Source organism: Psychrobacter sp. CX18 (genome assembly GCF_057396215.1).
In genome coordinates, this window is sequence record NZ_JBXYJH010000003.1 from 268,774 (window position 1) to 292,055 (window position 23,282).

The 23,282-nt window shown below is 41.0% G+C and carries 15 protein-coding genes and 2 tRNA genes; 2 read left to right on the plus strand and 15 right to left on the minus strand.

Annotated elements, in window-relative coordinates:
* Positions 1-268: 268 nt before the first annotated feature.
* The 14 genes from AC2SLT_RS03285 to AC2SLT_RS03350 all read right to left on the minus strand — a co-directional run bounded on the left by AC2SLT_RS03285 (position 269) and on the right by AC2SLT_RS03350 (position 17,230).
* The gene (locus tag AC2SLT_RS03285) at positions 269-748 is read right to left on the minus strand and encodes a hemerythrin domain-containing protein (RefSeq protein WP_486546124.1); all 480 of its coding nucleotides are present in this window, start codon (positions 746-748) and stop codon (positions 269-271) included.
* A 328-nt stretch (positions 749-1,076) separates the two neighbouring features.
* Entirely contained in the window at positions 1,077-1,760 is a 684-nt protein-coding gene (locus AC2SLT_RS03290) for an RDD family protein (RefSeq protein ID WP_486546125.1), read from the minus strand.
* Between the two features lie 304 nt (positions 1,761-2,064).
* Positions 2,065-2,141 (minus strand) — tRNA-Arg (locus AC2SLT_RS03295).
* A gap of 210 nt (positions 2,142-2,351) precedes the next feature.
* Positions 2,352-2,441, minus strand: a tRNA-Ser gene (locus AC2SLT_RS03300).
* Between the two features lie 130 nt (positions 2,442-2,571).
* Entirely contained in the window at positions 2,572-3,141 is a 570-nt protein-coding gene (locus AC2SLT_RS03305; RefSeq protein WP_486546126.1) for a YggT family protein, read from the minus strand.
* A gap of 310 nt (positions 3,142-3,451) precedes the next feature.
* Complete coding sequence (proC, locus tag AC2SLT_RS03310; RefSeq protein ID WP_486546127.1) at positions 3,452-4,300, minus strand: pyrroline-5-carboxylate reductase; 849 nt, start codon at positions 4,298-4,300, stop codon at positions 3,452-3,454.
* 366 nt (positions 4,301-4,666) lie between these two features.
* Positions 4,667-6,472, minus strand: coding sequence for a tRNA lysidine(34) synthetase TilS (tilS, locus tag AC2SLT_RS03315; RefSeq protein WP_486546128.1), 1,806 nt, complete (start codon positions 6,470-6,472; stop codon positions 4,667-4,669).
* 193 nt (positions 6,473-6,665) lie between these two features.
* Entirely contained in the window at positions 6,666-7,772 is a 1,107-nt protein-coding gene (fdhD, locus tag AC2SLT_RS03320; RefSeq protein WP_486546129.1) for a formate dehydrogenase accessory sulfurtransferase FdhD, read from the minus strand.
* An 88-nt stretch (positions 7,773-7,860) separates the two neighbouring features.
* Positions 7,861-10,206, minus strand: a complete 2,346-nt coding sequence (locus tag AC2SLT_RS03325) for an FdhF/YdeP family oxidoreductase (protein WP_486546130.1) — start codon at positions 10,204-10,206, stop codon at positions 7,861-7,863.
* Positions 10,207-10,823: 617 nt separating this feature from the next.
* Positions 10,824-11,624 (minus strand): acetyl-CoA carboxylase carboxyltransferase subunit alpha, encoded by an 801-nt coding sequence (locus AC2SLT_RS03330; protein WP_486546131.1) that lies wholly within the window; start codon positions 11,622-11,624, stop codon positions 10,824-10,826.
* A gap of 88 nt (positions 11,625-11,712) precedes the next feature.
* Entirely contained in the window at positions 11,713-13,227 is a 1,515-nt protein-coding gene (ppx, locus tag AC2SLT_RS03335) for an exopolyphosphatase (protein ID WP_486546132.1), read from the minus strand.
* 518 nt (positions 13,228-13,745) lie between these two features.
* Positions 13,746-15,044, minus strand: coding sequence for a glutamate-1-semialdehyde 2,1-aminomutase (gene hemL, locus AC2SLT_RS03340; protein WP_486546133.1), 1,299 nt, complete (start codon positions 15,042-15,044; stop codon positions 13,746-13,748).
* Positions 15,045-15,335: 291 nt separating this feature from the next.
* The gene (gene ppk2, locus AC2SLT_RS03345) at positions 15,336-16,448 is read right to left on the minus strand and encodes a polyphosphate kinase 2 (protein ID WP_486546134.1); all 1,113 of its coding nucleotides are present in this window, start codon (positions 16,446-16,448) and stop codon (positions 15,336-15,338) included.
* Positions 16,449-16,876: 428 nt separating this feature from the next.
* Entirely contained in the window at positions 16,877-17,230 is a 354-nt protein-coding gene (locus tag AC2SLT_RS03350) for a zinc ribbon domain-containing protein YjdM (RefSeq protein ID WP_486546135.1), read from the minus strand.
* Positions 17,231-17,385: 155 nt separating this feature from the next.
* Between AC2SLT_RS03350 and ygfZ the strand changes: the two genes are divergently transcribed.
* Positions 17,386-18,159, plus strand: coding sequence for a CAF17-like 4Fe-4S cluster assembly/insertion protein YgfZ (ygfZ, locus tag AC2SLT_RS03355; RefSeq protein WP_486546136.1), 774 nt, complete (start codon positions 17,386-17,388; stop codon positions 18,157-18,159).
* Between the two features lie 1,046 nt (positions 18,160-19,205).
* On the opposite strand, the gene AC2SLT_RS03360 is transcribed toward ygfZ, so the two are convergent.
* Positions 19,206-21,392: a carboxy terminal-processing peptidase gene (locus tag AC2SLT_RS03360; RefSeq protein ID WP_486546137.1), complete on the minus strand. Its 2,187-nt coding sequence runs from the start codon at positions 21,390-21,392 to the stop codon at positions 19,206-19,208.
* Positions 21,393-21,983: 591 nt separating this feature from the next.
* Here AC2SLT_RS03360 and nagZ point away from each other — a divergent pair.
* Positions 21,984-23,054, plus strand: a complete 1,071-nt coding sequence (gene nagZ, locus AC2SLT_RS03365; RefSeq protein ID WP_486546138.1) for a beta-N-acetylhexosaminidase — start codon at positions 21,984-21,986, stop codon at positions 23,052-23,054.
* Positions 23,055-23,282: the final 228 nt, after the last annotated feature.

The following is a 23,282-nucleotide window of genomic DNA, read 5'->3' on the forward strand; positions in this document are numbered from 1 at the left end:
TAATAAATAGCTAATAAAATGATATCTAATAAATCCTTATTTTTATATCTTTTAGACTACCCACCATCCTACCTATATCTTTCAACATTACTATCAACATCACTATATTACGCTGTATTATATTTTAGTTTGCGTTCGATTAGACCGGTCGTTACAATTTATTATATTTACACAATAAAAAACCCACTAAGGTTAGTGGGTTGGTTCTGATGTTTATTATTTAGCCTATTTTTAAGCAAAAACCAAATATTGGTTGTGATGTATTAATTTAGTCATTGGCATGCGTTTTCATAAACTCATCGTGCTCAACTTGATACAGTGCCCCTAGACGCTGCTGCAAATCGTTATCAAGTATTTTACGCGCTTGTTTAAAGAACTCATTTTCTTCTTCTTTGAGGTGATGACGCACTTTTTCGATTAAGTCAGAACATGTCGTATCCCAAGTGTCTTGACTAATACGGCCATCGTCAAGCGTTTCCATCAACTCATCCATTTCATGGTGCTCCGTAATCGCATGACGCGACAAGTCTAAACCTTCATCGTGCTGCATCACTGGAATATACAGATGACGCTCTTCAGCCGCGGCATGTGCTTGCAACTCAAGCTTTAGATCAGTATATAGTGTCTTACGCTTTGCGTTATCAGTCGCTTTTTCTAACGACTCACATAGATCGCGCTGTCGTTCATGCTTCGCCTTCAATGCCGCAAAAATATCTTGGTCAAAATCTACTCCAGTAGCTTCCTTCATTATCTTTCTCCAAAGTCTTCAAATAAAATAAATAACAAGTCACACAATTTAATCTCAAAAGTACCGTTTCAAAAGTACCTTTTCAAAAGTACCTTTTTAAGATTACCTTTTTAAGATTACCGTTTTAAGATTACCGTTTTAAAAGCTTAATCTTAATTATAAGCAGATATTGACAAAAATACTGTCTTAATTACCCTTAGTTTTGTGTGAGGATGTGAATAATGCAAGCCATTCCTATTTAGCGCCTCATAAATATCAACCGTTTTAACCGCCTTTAAATTCATATCAAGATTTTGGTCTAATTAAAATACCGCCTCTTACTTAACCGTTATTTGTTAGCACGACGCTTCTTTGATAAGGATTTTATAAGTCCTTCATGATGAATTTTTGGCATCTTTAAAGTGACGGTGTCGGATAGCATGTCATGGACTGCCAAGCCGCGGCTATTAAATAGACAAAAGATATAGTTAAACATTAAGCCAAAAATGGCACTGGCAAGCATTGCAGGGCGCGAGCCATGCAATAGATAACCGATCAAACCACACAAAACTGGTATCAGACACGCTGCTAAAATACGCTTAATGGATTTAGGCCATGAGAGCAATTGACCTTTACTGTCTACCGTTTTCAGTCGCCACGTTTGCATGCCCAGTGTCTGCCCTGCTCTGCGCCAAAATAGTCCGTAGAATCCAATCAAGGTTAAGATAAAGGCTGGGGTTAATACTAGATTTTGATACCAGCGAGGCAATGTCTGCGCCTCATCTGAGGTGACACCCGTCTCCATCGTCATTAATGTACCTATGATGGTGAGTACGGTACCCACTAAAAATAACAACGCTAATATCAACATGCCGTCATAAACAATGGCGATCACGCGAGTGCTCGGCTTAGCGATTTCAGGCTCACCAGACACTTTTACCCCTTCTATACCCGAGGGGCGTAACGGCTCATTGCGACTGCTTGAAAGTGGATTAGGACGGCTCGTAAGCTTAGGTTTACTTCGTTTTGACATAGTTTTAAAGACAACTCGGTGATGACAAAGGTGTAAGCTACCAAAAAGATATTGTAGCTTATTTTTAAAGACCTAGCAGGTATGAAATGAAGATAATATATTTATAGCAAATCTAGAAATTACTATATCGGGGAAGGCGTATACAGATGCGACAAATAGTAGGTTTTATAAGCCAGACAAAGATAAGTTGCATTATAGAATAGGATATTAGATAAGAATGCAAAATTAAATAAACTTAGAATAAAATAACAGGCATAAAAAAAATCGCCTAACAATGGGCGATTAATTTGAAGTGTATGCTAGATGGTGCGCCTGGAGAGATTCGAACTCCCGACCCCTTAGTTCGTAGCCAAGTGCTCTATCCAGCTGAGCTACAGGCGCTTATTTGTCTTTCAACAATTATCTAACGTACTCTACTGTCTAACGTTTGCTAGTATTAACTAGACTTTTATGACGAATACAACAAGTTAACTCATGCTATCAAAAGAAAAAAGACTCTAATGACTTGTTGTTAACAGGATGGCTATTATAGCCATAATTTCTTAGTAGTCAATAATTTTTTTGAATTAATTCAACCAATTCAAAAATAAATGGCGGTGAAGGAGGGATTCGAACCCTCGATACGCGTTAACGTATACACCCTTAGCAGGGGTGCGGTTTCAGCCACTCACCCACTTCACCGAAACTACTAATACACAACTTAAGTGGCCAGTTAAACTGGTCAGTTAAACTGGTCAGTTACCTTACGTTGTGGGCGAGTATTATAGCAAAATAAAACGTCATTGCAAGTAAGTTTTTCAGTTTATTAAAATCAACCTATCATTGGCATTAAATTAGTGGCAATAATTTCAACAAAGATCTCTATCAATAATAATCCAAATATAGCCACAATAGGCGAAAGATCAAGCATACCTAGATTAGGTGTAATTCGACGAAATGGCGCCAGTATAGGGTCTGCCATCTGAATAATTAGCTCAAAGATAGGATGCATCTTCTGGGTAAATACCACAATCCAGCTAATAATAATGGAACCAATAATTAAATAGCGTGCCACACTTAAAAAACTAAGTATAAGCGATAATGACCCTTCAAAAAACAGCCTGATAGGGGTGTAACCATGGCCCACTAAGGCAGCATTACCTGAAATATCGATCAACTTAAGTAAAAATAGCAACACGACAGCCGCTAAACTCACTCGCCCATCGCCTACCGTTGGAAAAATACGTCCAAAGACATCCACGATTCGAGTGGCTTTGTAGGCAGGCTCAACATAAGGATGATTGCGTTCTAGCCCCGAAAACTGAAGCATAAAACGAATAAAAATAAGTAACATGGCAAAGTTGATAACCATATTAAATAGGGCACTCGAAAGACTTGTCATTCAACCTACTCTTACAATTTGACTGATAAACAGGCTATTAACCCTTGGATTTACTTTTATTTTAAGATAATTATTTATATTTAATTGATTAGTATACATAGGTACTTATTATAAGGTGCTTATTATACATACGTGTTTATTATAATAGGTGCTTATAATACATAGGACTTAGGCGGAGTTAAAAATTTGCAAATCTCTTTATAAGCTACTCTCTATACGAAACTCTCTATAAAGTGCTCTCTATAAAGTACTCTCGATAAATTACCCTATACAATTCATCCTATATAAAGCAAAGCATATCAGATAAGCCCTATTTAGACAGCTCTTCACTGATCTCCACACTACGATCATAACAAGCTTGCATGGCAGACTTCATGATTTGAGCCAAATCATCTTTTTGTAAGGATTCTACTGCCGCTTGGGTGGTGCCATTTGGTGACGTGACTTTACGGCGCAGTGCTGCAGGTGTTTCATGACTGGTGATGGCCATTTGAGCCGCCCCTAATGCTGTTTGCATCGCCAATGCAGCCGCTTGCTTTTCGTCTAGCCCCATCTCAACACCAGTCGCAATCATCGACTCTATCATGTAGAAGAAATAGGCAGGCGCTGAGCCCGATATGGCGGTAACAGCATGCAATAGTGCTTCATCTGCCACCCAGCTTACCAAACCAGAGGCTGCCATGACCGAGGCTGCTAACTGTTTGTCCGCTTCACTGATACTGTCAGTGGCATAAAGACCGGTTGCCCCTTTTTGAATCATTGCCGGTGTATTGGGCATGGCGCGTACTATGTTTTGATAGCCCCCTAACATACTGCTTAGAGAATCGGTTGATAAGCCAGCAGCCACTGATATAACCAATTGCTGCTTTAACGCCGGGGCAAACTCTGCGACGACCTTACTCATGACTTGCGGCTTGACTGCCAGTACTATCACATCTGCCGATTTTACGGCCACTAAAGCGTTATCTGTTTCCGTATTTTGCGTTGGATCAACCGTATTAATTCTTTTATCTCTTAAGCTCTGCCTTATATCAGCGGAAGGATCTGCTACTGTAATATCGGAGGGTTTAATACCGCGTCCGATTAGACCACTTATTAAGGCCTGAGCCATGTTGCCGCCACCGATAAAGCTGATTTTTTTCCCAGTTAAGTCTGACATTATTTGCTCCATTACCTCAAATATTTCATTTTTTAGAATTTATTAGTTTTATTATTAATTTTAACAACTGTATTTATCACTGATATTTTACATTGATATTGTCGAGTGACAGTTTATACAGCCCCTAAGATCGATATGCGGGTGTTAGTGTAGCACATCAATTTTTGGATGAAAGCCATCTGCCTAAAAATGCCTTGGTTTAAAAGTATTCTCTAACTAAGCCCAGCACGTCTGAATAATCAGACCAGTGCTACTAAAACCATACATCAAAGGCTTCTTATATCATTAATTAGCTAAACAAGGTTAGTGCTGACAACCCTCAACGGTAATCAAACCATCGTCTAATTATAGTTAAGCGGGATTGACTTAACAATTAGTCTTAATAATTTGGCTCATTAGATACTGCTGCTCAACCAGTTGGATAATCGAGGTCAAAAAAGGACTTTGTAAGACAACAATGCCAGTTACCGTGATCACAAACAAAGGTACGGCATCGTTACCACGACCTTTTACTTTTAATGAACATACCACGACTGATTGACGCTGAAAGCTCGGTTGATCCAGTTCTTGCAATAGTTTTTTTCCAGCCTTACGCCCTACTCGGCCCGCTAAGGTTAGTTTTAAATCTCGCGGTAGAGGTTGCACCATAAGCGTGATAGTATCCGTTTGCGCATCGATATTATTATTCGTGCGCTGCATAATATCTTGATCTTGTATCATCCGCTTTAGGCTAACAAACAGTTGATGTATGCCTTTTAAATGCCACTGAACCCCATAGCGGCACTGCTTAAGTATTACGTTGTCAGGAAGAGAGCAAGGCGTCTCAAATTTAACCGTTAATTGCTGCACTTTAGGGTGTAAATCAAGCCAGTCTAGCCATTGTTGCTGTAGACGATATAGCTTGTGTTGATAGCGACGGATTTGATAACCATACTGACCACTGTCCCAATATAAGCACGTTTGATGATTAGGATCACGACGCTTACTTAAAGCCAAGACGTCATTAACCAGTCTCTGTGACGGGGGCATCTCTGTGTCTAACGGACTTAACCACGCATGAATAAGGGCAGACTGCCGAGCGTCAGATAGCTCATGAAGTTTATTAATATCAATAATGGACTGCCAAGCACTGTCTGTTGTAGGCTCATAAATTGTAGGACTATTAAACGTGTCCTTTTGATAGGTAGTGCTACCAGTGCAGATAGGGTTATCAAGACATGGGTTAGATATGATGATACTCTTTAAGTCATCAGCGACCTGTTCATCAACAATACGACTTGCCGCTTGAATAAGCTGACTACTTCGCGCTATCGCCTGCTTAGCCTGCGGATAGCATTGGATAATATGGGGTAGTAACACACTGCGCAGCCATGCTCTATCATTTATTTCATGGCGTGTCAGATCAAGATCATTCAAAGACGTGTTGAAAGAATGAGGTGAAGGCCTACTTGAAAAGTTGTCGGCAGTCATGCTTAAAGGATAATCCGCTGCATCGGGATAATTATTTAAATCCGCTATAACATTGGTCGGGTCATCAATATAAGCCAGATTGTGCGACTGTGCATAGTCCGTAATTTGAGTACGGCTGACAGTTAACCATGGCCGCCATAATGTTACCTTTTTTTGCAATATGCTGTGTGTATTGAGACGCTCATTATTGTCTTCAGAATCGTCTATCTGATGGTGTCTGACAGGACTGTATTTGACCGACCACTCCTGCATCCCGCCAAGACCATTGACACCCGCACCCTTAAATAAACGCATTAATACGGTCTCGACTTGGTCATCTTGATGATGACCCAATAATAAGACATCGTCACAGTTCATTGCCTTTATCATGGCGTCATAACGGGCAGTGCGAGCTGATAGTTCACTTTTATTTTTTAAATCTAAGGTAATAACCTGACAGGGCATCTGCACCTGATTGGCCCAGTCCATCACTTGCTTTGACCAAGCAGCATTGGCATCTTGTATACCATGATTTACATGCAACAACTGCGGCAAAAAGGGCAGATCGCCATCATCAAATAATTGACGACACAGCATCGCTAGACTTAAAGAGTCTCGTCCACCACTACAGGCTAACCATACTCGCCTGCCGGTTAAAGACAAACGATAACGATCAAGACTGGCCAGTAAGGCTTGCGTTAAAGGTGACTCGGTTAGGCTCATAAATAGGGATGCTTCAATAGGGATGCTTAAATAGAAGGATTTAAATAGAGGCTTAACAATAAAGACTTATTAAAAAAAGGGTCATTAGTTTGTCTATATAAATAGCTCATTAGATTAAGATAATTAGATTAAGCCAATTCAGTATATGTCATCAACTACACAATAATATCAATAAATAATACACGGCCAACGTTTATTTATAATCAGGATTTTCTGGAAAACGCTCAAAACTTGAATAAAAGGTAACACGATCATCGCGCAAAAACCCTGCCAAACCAAGACCATAACGCTCTGCAACACGCACCGCTGTGCTTGTAGGCGCTGACATACCCACTAACCAAGGCAACCGAGCACGAATGGCTTTTTGAACCAGTTCAATAGACAGCCTAGATGTCATTACCACGCAGTTAAGGGTTACATTGTGCCGTTGTTGCCAGCCGATCAACTTATCAAGGGCATTATGACGCCCAACATCTTCAAATATTTTAAGTTGACCCTTATACACAGTGGCCGCAGCATGTACCGCGCCCGTTAACTGATGCGTTTGCTGAGCTGTGGCTATCTGCTCTCGCAGAGCAAGTAATTCTTCTAGTTTAGGTTTAAGGGCCTGATTGCCATGGGCATCAGGATCATTTAAATTCAAGTCTTTATCAAGATAGCCACTTAAATCTGGTAATGCTTGACTCAATCCTGTCATCCCGCACATGCCGCACCCTGTACGACCTGAAAGCTGCCGCCGCTGGGCTTTAATACGCTGATGACTGCGTTGATTCAAAGTCAACTCTACCACATACGCCTCATAATCCTGTAACTGATTGGCGAGTGAAGTCAGTGTCATTGACTCATCAAAACGATGACTGGTAAACGCTTGTAAGTTTGACGAGGGGGTTAGATGCGAAATTTCCCAGTCTAATAGATCTTGGCTATTGTCAATAAGACCTTCACTCATTAAGAAACCCACTGCCAGATACTCAAGGTCGCTTGGGCTTGCCATCAGTACCGCGTAATGAATACCATTAATCACTATGGCGACTGCTGCTTCAATCGCTAAACTTTCTGACCTTTGATCGACGTTAGGCGCTGTTAATGAGTCTTTATTCTGACTACTTGAGTTACTCAAACTACTTAAGCTACCCACACTATTTAAGCTGCTTAATTGATAATAGTGGCGCTGAGTCAGGTGTTGACAGGATAAAGTAGCAGGCTGATCTATATCCCTGAACGTAAACTCATCTTCAAAAGACCCCTCTACTGATGCAGACTCTAGATTATCGTCTGTCGTTATGCTATTGGCTATCATTTACGACCCGTCATCATATGTATCCTTGCTAATGCTGCTAATGTTGCTGATATTATGGCGATACTAGCCTGTAGCGACCTTAAGTCACTTAAGCAACTGACGCTGACTCCGCCACACGCTGTAGCTCAACCGTGACTGACTTATAAGAAGGAATATGCGACTCAGGGGCATGGCTGTCTAAGTCCATTAAGTCATTGCATTCTGGATAATAAGCAGCAACGGCATTTGAGGCTATATCCATTTTAGTCAATATCAAAGGCCCCAATGTGCGACGTTTGCCTTGGCTATCCTGACGAATAACTTCGATTTTATCGCCTTCATGCCAGCCCATACGACTGATTTCATCCGGATGCATAAACAACACATCGCGGCGCTTAGTCTGGCGATAACGGTCTTCATGACCAAAAATCGTGGTATTAAACTGATCATGACCCCGCACACTGGTAAATTGCCAAATGGCCTGCTGAGAATCCTGACTATGATCGGACGAAGCCTCTTTTGTTGAACGTTCGCTATAAGCAGTTGCCTTATTCTGCATATCATTTGCCACATAGGTTATCGGATATTGCGGCACAACAAACTGAGCTTTACCACTGTCCGTATTCCAGACATGGTGACGGGCGGGATGATATAGATGGAAGCCTCGCTTATTTTCGCGAATACGCACATTGAAGTTTTCAAATCCCTTGATAGTTTGCGCGATGTAATCACGTACCAGATCATAGTCCTCACTCAACGCTTTCCAGTCAATGACGCTATTACTGGCCTTGTCATCGAACAAATGCGTCGCAATTCCTGCAATAATCTGTGCTTCAGACTTAAGGGAGGCACTGACAGGTTTAAGCTGCCCTTGAGTGGGCACAATCTGACATATTGAGTCTTCAATCGTGGCTAATTGATTGCCCTTATCGGTCACATAGCGCTCCGTACGACTCAAACAAGGCAGGATAATATTGTTCTCACCAGGATAGAGCATGGTCTCGTTTAGCTTAGTGCCCACAAAGACGTTCAATTGATTGCGCGTGAGCGCCTGCTGAATCGCCTTGCTATCTGGCGCAGCCACTGAGTAATTACCGCCCATAGCCATAAAGGCTTTAAGCTTGCCTTGAGTCATTGCCTGCGCGCCTTTTACCACATCATAACCGGACTCTTGAGGCATCGGTGCCTTAAATACTCGCTCCAAGCTATCTAACAAGGATTGAGCAGGGCGCTCATGAATACCCATGGTGCGGTCACCTTGTACATTGGAGTGCCCACGGACTGGGGACGCCCCTGCACCCTCAACGCCTATCATACCCATCAACAACAATAGATTGGTAATCATAGCGACATTGTCTTCACCCTGCACATGCTGCGTAATACCCATGCCCCACGTACAGATAGTCGCTGAACTATCAGCGACTAAAGTTGCCAAGCCAATGATCTCAGCCTGTTTAATACCACAGCCTCGTTCTATATCCGACCAGCTCTGATCTCCTATCCATTTGCAGAACTCATCGTATCCAGAGGTTTGTTCTTTAATAAAATCTAGACTTATTTTGTCATTTTCTATCAGCCATTTTGCCATACCAGTGAGTAGCGCAGCGTCGCCACCGATCTGGATCTGAATGACTTCATCTACCATGTCATCACTGGACCCTGCTACCATGTGCGTCACTTTTTGCGGATTTCTAAATCGACTTAAGCCTTGCTCACGCATTGGGTTTATCGAGATAATACGGCAGCCTTGATCGTGAGCATGGGCTAACATCTCAAGCATACGTGGATGGTTAGTGGCAGGATTTTGACCAAACATTAAAATAAGTTTTGCCTGTTCAAAATCCTCCAATACCACAGTCGCTTTACCGACGCCAATCTGTTTAGACAACATCACAGAGGTTGGCTCATGACACATGTTTGAGCAGTCAGGTAAGTTATTGGTGCCAAATAGGCGCACGAACAATTGATACAAAAAAGCGGGCTCATTGGTAACTCGGCCAGAGGTATAAAACAAGGCGTCATCAGCTGAGTCAAGATTTTTTAATTGCTGGGCAACACGTGAAAAAGCCTCTTCCCAAGCAATAGCCACGTATTTATCTTGCTCCGCATCATAGATCATCGGCTCTGCCAAACGACCTGCCTGCTCAAGTTGGTAGCCCGTCCACCCTTGTAACTCCGTCACACTGTGCTTCGCAAAGAAAGTCTTATCTGCCAGCGCACTCATTGTCTCACTCGCCAAAACTTTTATGCCTGTCTCACAAACATCAATCGTTTTATGCGTTTTATGATCAGGCCATGCACAGCCCGGACAGTCAAAGCCCCATGTCGGCTGATTACTGCCTAATACACTAACGCTCCCTCGCAAAAAAGCCTTGTAATCCATGAGTACACGAGAGGAATCGACTAAAGCTGACCAACCAGCCGCTGGGTGGTTATAAACGGGTATTTTACGCATGACAGACCTCATTAATTGACCAAAGAGTAAGGGGACTTATACATAGGAGCTACGCGAATAACGGTATTGAAGCACTTAAAGGCGATTTGGGATTGTTTACTAAACGTCTGGCGCTACCTATTCAACAGTAAAAAAATTATCCTAATTGCTGTTAATTAGATGCTGCGTAAGTCCTTTAAATTTATATATCGCAAAGATAGTAATCACAAAAGGGTGTTCGCTATTCACCAATTACCAAATCGCTGCTATGTATATAGAGATTGTGTATAAAGTTATAGAAAAAAGTATAGAACAAATTTGAATGGTATATTTAGTATAGGACAAACGGATATACAGTGTCACCGTTAGTAGCAATTTGCATACAATACAATAAGCTTGCTCTACGCTTCGTCAGCAAATTTGGCCAAGAATTAAAGCTAGGTACTTAAACCAAGTCAAAGAAAATCGCATTTAAACGTTAAAATGAGAAAAAACGTGATATACCTATCTATACTTTGACTAATTAAAAACGTTATAAGATGCGTTTAAAATGAAAGCGCCACAAGATTAAACCCAATAAAAAAAAGGACAAAGCGAAACTCTGTCCTTTTTGACCATAGTTAGATTATCCTATGAGGTTATGCAAGACTCACCGTGGAATCAAAGCTTTTTAGCTTTTGGTAACGCTGTTCGACCAGAGTGTCAGTGTCTATTTTAATCAGCTCCGCTAATTGATCGCTTAATAGCTTTTGCAAATTCTCCATAACTGGCTTGGCATCAATATGCGCCCCAACCCCTTCATCTACGATACTGTCGATCAGTCCTAATTGATACAGGTTGTCCGCATTTAGCTTTAAAGCATCTGAAGCTTCTGGTGCCTTCTCAGCCGTTTTCCATAAAATAGAGGCGCAGCCTTCTGGCGAGATCACTGAATAGATACTGTGTTGTAGCATATTGACTCTATCACCCACCCCTATCGCCAATGCACCTCCTGAACCACCTTCACCAATAATAGTCGCTATGATCGGGGTCTTTAAACTGCTAAAAGTAGCAATGCTTTCAGCAATAGCTTGTGCTTGTCCACGCTCTTCTGCACCCACACCAGGATAAGCCCCTTGCGTGTCGATAAAGGTCATCACCGGTAATTTGAAGCGCTCTGCTAATTTCACCAGTCGAATTGCTTTACGATACCCTTCGGGATAAGCCATACCAAAATTATGAGCAATACGTTCACGCGTACTACGGCCTCTATGCTGACCTATAATTAAGACAGGATGCCCATCAAACCGAGCCAACCCGCCAATGACAGCTCTATCATCTGCAAATGCTCGATCCCCATGCAGCTCATCGAACTCAGTAAATAACTGACCGACGTAATCCAAAAAGAGGGGGCGCTTAGGATGTCTTGCCAAACTAACGCTTTCCCATACTGAGCTCATGATATGTCCTTAAAACTTTAAAATTATTATGGTCTTGAAATCTTAATGAACTTAAGTTTAAAAGAAGTTCTACGACATCAGCCAACGTTTAATCACACACGACACTTAGCTCAACGCCCCATTTACTAAACTGATCAATATCGTCTTGTAGATCGGAGACCAGCAACGCATTTTCATCTAAATCATCTGACTCGACTTTAATTTGCCAGCGATCTTTATCAAGTACATTGAGTCTTAATGCATTGTTATCTCGATCACTTCGACTGCGATGAACCAATACTGCCAGACGCAATAACAAGCATAAATAAACCAGAGACTGGCCTCCAATAAGTTGTGCGTGTTCTAGGCTCTCTGATTTCAGCTTACGTCGGTGATTACGCACTAACTGTGACATACGCAACTGATCAACTTGAGAAAATCCTGGAATGTCGGAGTGCTCTAATAGATAAGCACTATGGTGGTGATATCCACTATGGCTGATTGCCAAACCTATCTCATGCAAATAAGCGGCACGACGTAGCAAATCATTATCTTCACTGCCCAAGCCTAGAGCGTCATGCGCATCGTTAAATAATTGCTCACAGCTCTGCACCACACGTCTCGCTTGTTTTATATCGACTGAATAACGCTCTACAAGAGCCTGTACGCTACGGTCACGAACATCTTCACTGGCAAAACGCCCTAACATGTCATACATTACCCCTTCACGCAGGGCACCATCAGAATAAGTAATAGTATCAATACCCAATACTTTCATGGCGGCACGTAACACTGCCACACCGGCTGGAAAAACCGCTTTACGGTGTTCTTTAACACCGTCTAAGTCAATATCATCCACTTCACCGATCTCAAGCAAGCACGCTTGTAGTTTTTTGACGCCTTGATAGGTAATGCGCTCTTGATCATCCGCCCATCCTTCAGCGACTAAAACATTGCGTACCGCTTTAATCGTACCACTTGAGCCAACCACACTGCTCCATCCTGCTTTTTGATAGGCACCGCTAATCCTCAAAATCTCTTTACGCGCAGCAGCAATGGCATTATTAAAGGACTGCTCATCTATAACCCCTGACTCAAAGAAACGCTGAGTAAAGGCGACACATCCCATTTGCAGACTTTCGGTCAATAAGGGGTCAAACTCTTGACCGATAATAAATTCAGTTGAACCACCACCAATATCAATGACCAATCGTTGATCGCTACTGGCATTGGTATGCGAAACTCCCAGATAAATCAAACGTGCCTCTTCTCGACCTGCAATAATTTCAATGGGTTTTGGTAATATCTCATTGGCACGTTTAATGAAGTCTTCTGCATTTTTTGCCTGACGTAAAGCATTTGTGGCCACAATACGCAGTCTATCTGGAGAGACAGACCCCAATCGCCCCATAAAACGAGCTAAACAATCAAGCCCCCGTTGCTGCGCTTCCTCACTCAGAATTCTATTTTCATCTAATCCGGCAGCTAACTGCACCTTCTCAGACATAGAAGCCACTTTACGGACTTCGCCATGATCTAGACGAGCAATGGCTAGGTGAAAACTGTTCGAACCAATATCAATGGCCGCCATGAGCTCATCATTCGCAAGAAAATTATTGGGCATATGCAATTGTTTAACCTTAATTTAATCAATAATTAGGATCTTTCTAGGGACTACTAAATCATAGAATTTAAACATAATTCTATCAAATTTTCGCTGAAAAAAATTAATTCAATACTTCATTGGTCAAACTATATGCAATCGTTCAAACTATCTTCAATGGGTTAAACTGCCTGTTATGGCATAAACAAGAAAATCGGTACACTTCATACCTCGATCATCATTAAATCACTTATAACAAACAGTGGCAAGTTGACCCTAATTAATAGGATATTTATCATCCAATATCACAAGGATTGCAAAGTCTATTACATTGACAGTCATAACGTTGATATTTGGCTCTATGATTTTGAAGAGTTGGCAATACCCATATAATTCGATTGATCAAAAAGACAGTGGTCCTATCGAAACACTGTCTTTTTTAAATTAACATAGTCTTTATTAGGACATGCCCCTATATGAGGCTTTAGTGAACTAGTTAATTAGCTCTATTTTAAGACAACCTTCTTTAAGACAACCCTTTAACCTACCATCTCAGCAAACACCTCATCGGCGGCTTTAATCGTGGCGTCCAAATCTTGCGTACTATGCTTTGAAGACATAAAACCAACCTCATACGCTGAAGGCGCGAGGTAAATCCCTTTGGCTATCATGCCGTGGAAGAAGGTGTTAAATTTATCCATATCACATGCCGTCACCTCTTCAAAATTCTGCGGCACACCAGTAGAGTCATCTTTGACAAAGAATAGGCCAAACATACCGCCAAGCTTTGTCGAACGCATCTCGATGCCATGTTTATTTGCCGCTGATTGAATGCCCTCTACTAGATAGCTGACCTTATCAGCCAATTCATCATAAAAGCCTTCGACCGTTAGGTCTTCAAACATCGCGATACCAGCACGCATCGCCAATGGATTACCAGATAGAGTACCGGCCTGATAAACACCGCCCATAGGGGCAATACACTCCATAATCTCACGCTTACCCCCGAAGGCACCGACGGGTAGCCCCGCCCCAATAATCTTACCGAAGCACGTTAAGTCCGGCTCAATATTAAAGTGCGCTTGTGCGCCATGTAATCCCACGCGAAACCCTGTCATTACTTCATCAAAGATTAATACCGCCCCACCTTGGGTGCACTCTTCACGCAACGTATTATGAAATTCTTGTGTCGGTATCACCATATTCATATTACCGGCGATAGGCTCAACGATGACACACGCAATCTCATCTTCCCACTTTTCAAAACAGTCTTTCACTGCTTGCGGATCATTATAGGGCAAGGTAATGGTGTGCTTCGCAAAGTCTGCCGGAACACCCTTCGAGGTCGGCTCACCGATATCAAGCATCCCTGAACCCGCTTTTACTAAAAGGCTATCAGAGTGACCATGGTAGCACCCCTCAAACTTGACAATTTTGTCACGGCCAGTATAGCCCCGTGCCAAACGTATTGCACTCATAGTCGCCTCTGTACCTGAGTTGGTCATCCGAATTAATTCCACACTGGGTACCAGCTCACAGATGGTATCGGCAATCGAGGTTTCAAACGTGGTCGGCGTCCCGAAGCTTAAGCCATCTTCAGCCGCTGCTTTAACAGCATCGATAACTTTAGGATGCGCATGACCTAGAATCATCGGACCCCATGAGCCGACGTAATCGATATATTCATTGTCTTGTGTATCATAAATCTTACTGCCCGCTGCTTTGTGCATAAAAATAGGCGTGCCTCCAACACCTGCAAAGGCTCGAACAGGAGAGTTAACCCCTCCTGGTATATGTTTTTTGGCTTGTAAAAATAGTTGTTCGTTTTTAGTACTCATAATATTAACTCGGCTATCAACAGATAATTATTTTAGAAATAGTATTTAAGAAGGTAATAGGAAGAAAAATCAAATTGGATGACCATTCAGACTGGCACCTATTTTAACAAAAAAAAGTGAGCTCTGATGAGCTCACTTTGTCGACTTGTTTATACGTATTTAAACGTAGTTTTATACTACCCTTATATTAAAGGGTTTGGAGTAAATTCAGATCCTTTATCTCTTTTGGCTTAGCGTGATTGGCATTAACATCATGGCTTTAAAGCAACTGCCTAAATCTGAAGTCTAAACTTAAGACACGGCTAAGTCATCTTTTTCACCAACTTCATATAACGCACCAGCACGACCAACGATTAGCGGATCCACATTGCCGACTTGTTTTTTGTCTTTGCCGTCATAAGGCAGTTTATTAAGCACATAGCGCATCGCATTTAATCTTGCCCGTTTTTTACAATCCGATTTAATCACAATCCAAGGAGACTCGGCGGTATCAGTATTGTAGAACATGGCTTCTTTAGCAAGAGTATAGTCATCCCACTTATCAAGCGACGCCATATCAATGGGGGATAGCTTCCACTGTTTTAGAGGGTGTGCTTCCCGTTGGGCAAAGCGACGACGCTGTTCATCACGGCTGACAGAGAACCAAAACTTAATAAGATGAATACCAGAATCAATGAGATGCTTCTCAAACTCTGGAGTCTGTTTCATAAAGATTTGATACTGCTCATCAGTACAAAAGCCCATCACACGCTCAACGCCAGCGCGGTTATACCATGAACGGTCGAAAAATACCATTTCACCTGACGAAGGAAGGTGTTGGATATAACGTTGAAAATACCACTGACCCAATTCACGATCTGTCGGTTTCTCGAGCGCCACAACTCGAGCACTACGTGGATTTAAGTGCTCCATAAAGCGCTTGATCGATCCCCCTTTACCGGCAGCATCACGGCCTTCAAATATAATAACGACTTTCTGTCCTGTCTCACGTACCCATCTTTGTAGCTTTAAAAGCTCAACTTGCAGGTGGTATTTTTGCTTTTCATAAGTCTTACGTGATAATCGGTTTTTATAAGGATAACCCCCTTCACGCCAATTATCAGAGAGCTCGTCATCTTTTTTTATGCCAGTTTTAACTTGATTGGCAAGGGCATGTTTGGCAAATAAATTTTTGAGCTTGACAAGATCATCGGGCGCAGCATCATGAATTAATGCTTGCAGATGATCTGATAGCCCTTCAATGTTACCGTCTGTTAAATCTTTTAACAGCACGTCATCGATGACCTCTTTGGTTCTGACTTGCGCCCCTTCTTTTTTCTTAGTCGTTTCATACTTCTCAATCTTTTTTTCATCGGTGATATAACCATCTTCAATTTTTTCGGCTTTATTGCTCTTTTTTGACATAATCACCTCTGTATATTAAAAATTGTAAAGAAAATTTGAAATCTTATGCCATTATAGCAATTTTTAATGCCATTATTTAGTTAATCCTTCTATTGATGCCTTGTTTTATGACTCAAGCCTCCAATCCCTTAAATAAGTTATGGATTAACATCTTACAACCTATTTAATCCTTTATGGCATGATTTATGCTATTCATGTTGTCTATGTCACTGATGTCGTTAATCTGGTTAGGATATTATAAGTGAAGCATTCTTCTAATCTCATTTTATAACTCTACCTAAAGCAGGTATTACCCTCTATAATTCATCAGTAGCTAAAGTTTTGATTAACTGCCATAACCCATTTCATATTCAAGCGTTATAAACTAGTAAAGCCGCATCCTAAGATACGGCTTTACTTAAAAATCTCTTTGATAATACGTTAAAGACTTAGGCTTTTTTAACCACTGAAGACTTGAGCTTCATCGGCCCAAATCCATCGACTTTGCAGTCGATATCATGATCATCTGGTGCATCGTGTAGCAAACGAATATTTTTAGCTTTGGTACCCACTTTAAGGGGAGTAGAAGAGCCTTTTACCTTCAAGTCTTTAATAACTGTTACCGTATCTCCATCTTGCAATTCATTGCCTACCGCGTCACGAATAACGCTTGATGCTTCTTCAGTGGTAGACTGTTCAGATTCGGCAGCAGTCCACTCATGAGCACACATAGGGCAAATCAGTAAAGCACCATCTTCATAGGTTAAATCAGAATCACAGTTTGGGCAATTTGGTAGGCTCATTTTATCCTCATTTGAAATGTTGAATTTATATCGCATATTATATAGGCATATTGTAGCTTAATTCATACAGAAATGGGGGTATAGGTGATTAGACCCTACCTTTTTTTATATAAGATTTTAGATATTTCATTGTAATTACTATAAGGACGTTAAATGTGACGACAGTAAGTTTTAAACAAATCACCTTAGAGGGTGACGATGCCGGTAAATTTTTACAAAGCCAATTAACGGTGAATATCATCAAGCTTAATCTCAGCTACCAGCCAGCAGCTATTGCTGATTTAAAAGGCCGTATTGCCTTTGGTATTTGGGTAAAAAAACAAGCTGAGAATAAGTTTGATATCGTCATAAGCAGTGACTGTTTGCCGAGTCTACAAGCGCATCTCAAGAAATATGGTGCCTTTTCAAAATTTACCACATCTGAGGCAATCGAGGTATATCCCTGCGTGTTAGACAAGACGGATAACCAATCCACTCATATGAACGATAGTGAAACTGCTGAGGCCTCGTTTAGTCATAGTGCAGATAAAAGCGATCCGGAAGGTTGGATGGCACTAAGTATTGCGACAGGTAACTATTGGATTGTTGAAGCCACTCAAGGTATGTTCCAACCGCAAGAGCTTCGTCTACATCAGCGGGGCGGCGTGGACTATGATAAGGGCTGCTACTTAGGACAAGAAGTTATCGCCCGAATATACTTTAAAGCGGCGCCAAAATCCTTTTTACACCGGGTTAAAGGTCAAGGTAACACCCCTAAAGCTGGCGATAGTCTGGATAAAATTAAAGTAGTCAATGCCGTTCCCAGTAGTGATAACTCAGGATTTGAGGCATTAGTAGTTGCGAGACCAGATGATATCGAAGCCTCTGAGTTAGACGTTTTAGCGCTACCAACTGCATTACAAGGCAGTGTGGGGCGAAATAACAGTTAATCCATTGTCTAATACATACTCGTAAAATTTTACAGACTTTTGAGATTAGCAGAATACAACAAAGCCGCACAACTGACGTTATGCGGCTTTTGTTGTTGTCATCCTGACTGTCTATTATTTCCTACCCCATCCTAGTATAGGCAATAATAGAGAGCATCCTGCTCAACTCATTGCATTACCCTTTATATTAAACATCACATCCTATGAAGCTAATATAAAGTGTTTGTTTCCTTACTCACCTTATGTTCAAGTATCTTACTAGATATCTGTTCATAAGCTCTATACACAGTGACTTAACATGATGAATCACTGTTATAGATATTTATCCATAATACGGAAACTTCTTTTGAAACCTATTAAGTAGTTGCACCTGAAAGGTTCATTTAAAGCACTCAATCCTTTGAGTCATCATCCTTGATGCCGTAGAGTTATAGTGTCAAATTTTAAAGAGTCATGTAAGTCGTTAAAGCGTCTAATGGTGTAAGCATATGCTTACATGCACATTTAGTGGAGAGATTGATGTACCAGATATAGACTAGACACAACAAAGCCACATAACTTTCGTCATGTGGCTGATGCTGTCGTCATCATGTTGGCTACTGCGTACTACCCCATCCAAGAATAGTTAACAATAGTGAGCATCCCGCTCATTTAAAGCACCTGAAGAACCATTAATCCGATGCTAAATAATATTCCCTTTATCCTGACTTGATGACTTATGTTCTCATATCAGGCTAGATATTAGACGCATAATGACTATCTAAAGAACTTCAAATCCATTTAAAGCTCAGAAGTAGCTATCCCATCCTTGAACAACTCTTTATTATCGAACAAATGAATGTTGTCAACTAAAGCACTCAATCCTTTGAGTTATCATCCTTGATGTCGTAGTACTATAATCGCAAATTAATAAGGTGAATGAAAGTCGCTAAAGCGTCTAGTGACGTAAGCATATGCTTACATTTTTGGAAGTCATTAGCAGCTTTACATAAATAAACCTTCAATTTCATATACATATAGCTTACAGAACTACACTAGCTTAAGGTTTAAGGACTTTGTAATTTGTTAGCCTCTAACATAATTTTAGCTGCTTCGATCACATAAGCTTCATCTTCTGGTAGCTTAGGACGTGCATCATTTTTCATTCGACTACGTACCTCAAACTGAGCCTCTACCGCAGCTTGATACTCAGTCCAAGTAGCATAGGGCTTTTTACCAGACGCTACTCGTCGCGCATTTTCAGCTTCAAGCGTTCTTAGCTCAACTTGCTTTTGATGGTCACGGCGCTCCTCTATATTAAGCTTAACAGGCTTTTTATCATCTTCCATATTTCGAACTTTATTCAACGTATCTAAATAAATAAATTGCGGATTGGTATTTTGACGAATTTTAGACTGCTGATTTAAAGTCGCTAAGGTATTGCTAGTGAACTTACCTTCTGGCTTAAACGGAGAGGTCTTTATAGTATCCCATGCCATGGCATTTTTTTGATCACGTTCACTAAACTCAGCACCATCATAAATATTAACCATCTCAACATCAGGTACTACCCCTTTATTTTGGGTACTGCCGCCAGTCACGCGATAAAATTTGCGTTGGGTTAAGGTCGCTGAGCCTAGAGCTAAGTTATCCAGCTGAATTTGCGCAGACCCCTTACCCGTTGTGGTACTACCCACGACCAATCCACGACCATAATCTTGGATAGCGGCGGCAAAAATCTCAGAGGCAGAGGCTGATGCCTTGTTCACAACCACGACCATATCGCCAGAATACAGCTGTTTACCACCATCTTCATCTTGATAAATCTGTACGTTGCCTCGATTGTCCCGTATCTGAACCAATGGACCTTGTTTTATAAATAGACCTAACATCTTGGCGACTTCATCTAAAGATCCACCTGGATTGTTGCGAAGATCGACCACTAGCCCATCAATATTTTGTTCATTTAATTTTTTTAGCTCATTTTGGGTATCTATACTGACGCTACGGTAATTTTCTCCACTACGACGCGCGCGATAGTTTAAATAAAAACTCGGAATCTCTAATACCCCGATACGCTTCTCTTCATTGGTGCTTTCTGGATTGACCGTAATAACACGACTTCTAACTCCGGCATCTTCTTGCTCGATGACATCCCGAGTCAGTACGATAGTACGTGCCGCAGCATCTGGCGAATTAGGCTGCTTCACTTTGACAGTGACATCCGTACCTCGTTTACCACGGATTAACGCCACTACCTCTCGTGTAGACCAACCCACGACGTCCTGCAAGTTCTCACCATCTTTAGCGACTGCCATAATTAAGTCATTAGGCTGAATTTTACCCGATTTTGAGGCAGGGCCCCCATCAACCAGCGTGACAATCTGAGTGTAATCAGGATTTTTTCTATAGGGCCGAATAGATACCCCGATGCCTTCAAGTTGTAGATTTGACTGAACTTGCATTTCAACTGCTTGAACAGGCGCATAGTAGTTACTGTGAGGATCATAGGTCAACGTGGCGCTATTGAGGATTGACTCCATAATCTCATCGCTCTTAATACGATCTAACTGCTCTTGCTGACGCTTTATACGGTTTAAAAGAATCTCTTTAGGGCTTCTATCCTCTGCGAGAATAAGATCATTACCCTTGGTTAACTCAGGGTTTTGTCTATAGAGATCATCACGTGCTTTATCTTCTTCTTGTCCGAGCGTTAAATTAATAATTTGTAAGGTAAGTTGGCGTTCCCAATAAGTACGTTGATCTGCCTTACTCCTAAACCGCGGCTCATCTTCACGATCTAAAACCACATAATCATTACGATTTAAATTAATATCTTTGCTCAACAATTCACTGGCAAAGTTAAAGTATTCATTGGATCGCTGGGTATATCGCTTAAAGATATCTTGTGCCGCGCTTAAGTCCCCTTTTTTCAATCGAGAGGCTAACGAGTAACCATATTTCTTAGTAAATTCATCGATATCAGACTGCAAAAATAACGTATGATTTGGATCTAATCGGTCAAAATACATCTGTAGTATGTTGAGCCCCATTTGTTCATCAAGTCTTTTATTTGAATAATGAGCTCTATCTAATAGGGCAGCAACTTGACGGGTTGTTAATTGTTGCTCAGGGGTGGCGACAAATGCAGAATGATCTGCCGCAACCGCCTCTGTATAACTCTGTGAAAAAACGATTCCTGCAATACCTATGGCAACAGCACTTAAGGCTATTTGTGTTGGTTGAAATCTCATTTAGAATCTCACTTAACCTAATATGTTTACATAATGGATATAATGACCCGATATTAGCATAACAATCAATAATAAACAGTCTAAAACTGTATAAGCATTCTTACCTAATCATATTCATAACCAATGGCTAATAATTTAAATAGATAATTAAAATAAAGCTATCAAAATTTAAGAAAAACTTAAAGTACAGTCATAAGTAATTAAATGATATATAAGTCAAGCTAGCGGAAGTACTATCCTAGTAGGGCTAATGAGACTAACGCTGTAGCTCTTTAGTTTGCCTACGACTATATAACCAAGAAACTAAATCTAAAAGGTCACAATTATAAATAATACTAAATCTAGAAAATTTACCTCTTGAGGAAGGCCATTCAACGAATCAAATCAAATGTTTGCAATAGTAGGTTCTGGCATACTGACAAAGATAGGTTATTTTATAAAAGGTTTAACGTTTTCTCATATCCATATCTCATATCCATATCTCATACCCTTATATAATATCCTACTTACCTACAATGCAGAGTTGGTATTAAATAAGAATACTGTAATAATAACCAGCGAATGTTATTAATTTTTATAAGGAATCACCTTATGTATGGCCCATTAATGATAGATGTGGCAGGCACCGAACTGACTGAAGCGGATCGTTTAGTACTCAATAGAGAAGAAGTTGGCGGCATTATATTATTTGGACGTAATGTCGACACCCCTCTGCAAGTCCGGGAATTATGCGATAACATCCATAAGCTAAAACCTGAGCTTATTATTGGTGTTGATCAAGAAGGCGGTCGTGTTGCTCGATTACGTCAGGGCTTCACGCCATTACCTGCTATGGGAAAGTTGGGTAAGCTGTTCGATCATAACCCTTGCCACGCTCTCGCTTTAGCCTACGACTGCGGATATTTAATGGCAGCAGAGGTGATGGCGGTAGGCATCGATATCAGCTTTGCTCCGGTATTGGATATTGATGGGGTTAGTAAAGTCATTGGCGATCGTAGTTTTCATGCGCATACTGAGGCCATTGTTGCACTGTCTATGCAGTTTATGCGGGGTATGAAAACTGCCGGTATGGCCACCACAGGCAAACACTTCCCCGGTCACGGCTCAATAGCTCCAGACTCTCATGTGGCAGAAGCGATAGATGAGCGCAGCTTTGAGGAAATAATGAAGACTGATTTACAGCCCTTTATTCAGTGCCAGCCTTGGCTTGATGCTTTGATGCCAGCTCACGTTATATTTAAACAGATAGATGATAAGCCTGCTGGATTTTCAAAAATATGGCTACAGGAAATAGCCCGTCAACAACTGGGTTTTGAAGGTGTTTTATTTTCAGATGATTTGTCTATGAAAGCGGCTCATATTGCAGGGGACATCAAAGCGAGAGTCACTGCTGCTCTTGACGCAGGATGTGATATGGCACTGATTTGTAATAACCGCACTGCTGCTATACAAGCCATTGAAATGGCAGATCAATTACCTAAGCCTCATCAGCAGCGATTACATGCTATGCGCAGTACCATTCCAGAATGGCAGGGTAGTTTAGAAGCGACTTGTGCACAGTTTGATTACTGGACGCAAGCTAAGCAAAATATCATTGAGGCTTTTTTTAAGGAGTCAATAACGGCAAATTTAGATAAAGATCCGACCAATTATTTGAGTTAGTCGAATCTATACGCATATAAATACTATCACTCTAGGCAAATTAAAGAACGATAGCGATAACGTTAGTCTCATCAATCAAATTAGAATAGTGCTCTCGCTCGCTTACCTATAACTCTATTAATGAAGTGAATTTACACCTAATTTTTCTAAAAAAAATACCGCCCAATATGGACGGTATTTTATTTATTATGATTGCCTTAATCTAAACTGCTTTAGATTAATAAATAA

Coding starts and splice junctions, on each gene's coding strand:
- AC2SLT_RS03285 (WP_486546124.1), bottom strand. CDS start 748: ATGAAGGAAGCTACTGGAGTAGATTTTGACCAAGATATTTTTGCGGCA.
- AC2SLT_RS03290 (WP_486546125.1), bottom strand. CDS start 1,760: ATGTCAAAACGAAGTAAACCTAAGCTTACGAGCCGTCCTAATCCACTT.
- AC2SLT_RS03305 (WP_486546126.1), bottom strand. CDS start 3,141: ATGACAAGTCTTTCGAGTGCCCTATTTAATATGGTTATCAACTTTGCC.
- proC (WP_486546127.1), bottom strand. CDS start 4,300: ATGTCAGACTTAACTGGGAAAAAAATCAGCTTTATCGGTGGCGGCAAC.
- tilS (WP_486546128.1), bottom strand. CDS start 6,472: ATGAGCCTAACCGAGTCACCTTTAACGCAAGCCTTACTGGCCAGTCTT.
- fdhD (WP_486546129.1), bottom strand. CDS start 7,772: ATGATAGCCAATAGCATAACGACAGACGATAATCTAGAGTCTGCATCA.
- AC2SLT_RS03325 (WP_486546130.1), bottom strand. CDS start 10,206: ATGCGTAAAATACCCGTTTATAACCACCCAGCGGCTGGTTGGTCAGCT.
- AC2SLT_RS03330 (WP_486546131.1), bottom strand. CDS start 11,624: ATGAGCTCAGTATGGGAAAGCGTTAGTTTGGCAAGACATCCTAAGCGC.
- ppx (WP_486546132.1), bottom strand. CDS start 13,227: ATGCCCAATAATTTTCTTGCGAATGATGAGCTCATGGCGGCCATTGAT.
- hemL (WP_486546133.1), bottom strand. CDS start 15,044: ATGAGTACTAAAAACGAACAACTATTTTTACAAGCCAAAAAACATATA.
- ppk2 (WP_486546134.1), bottom strand. CDS start 16,448: ATGTCAAAAAAGAGCAATAAAGCCGAAAAAATTGAAGATGGTTATATC.
- AC2SLT_RS03350 (WP_486546135.1), bottom strand. CDS start 17,230: ATGAGCCTACCAAATTGCCCAAACTGTGATTCTGATTTAACCTATGAA.
- AC2SLT_RS03360 (WP_486546137.1), bottom strand. CDS start 21,392: ATGAGATTTCAACCAACACAAATAGCCTTAAGTGCTGTTGCCATAGGT.
- nagZ (WP_486546138.1), top strand. CDS start 21,984: ATGTATGGCCCATTAATGATAGATGTGGCAGGCACCGAACTGACTGAA.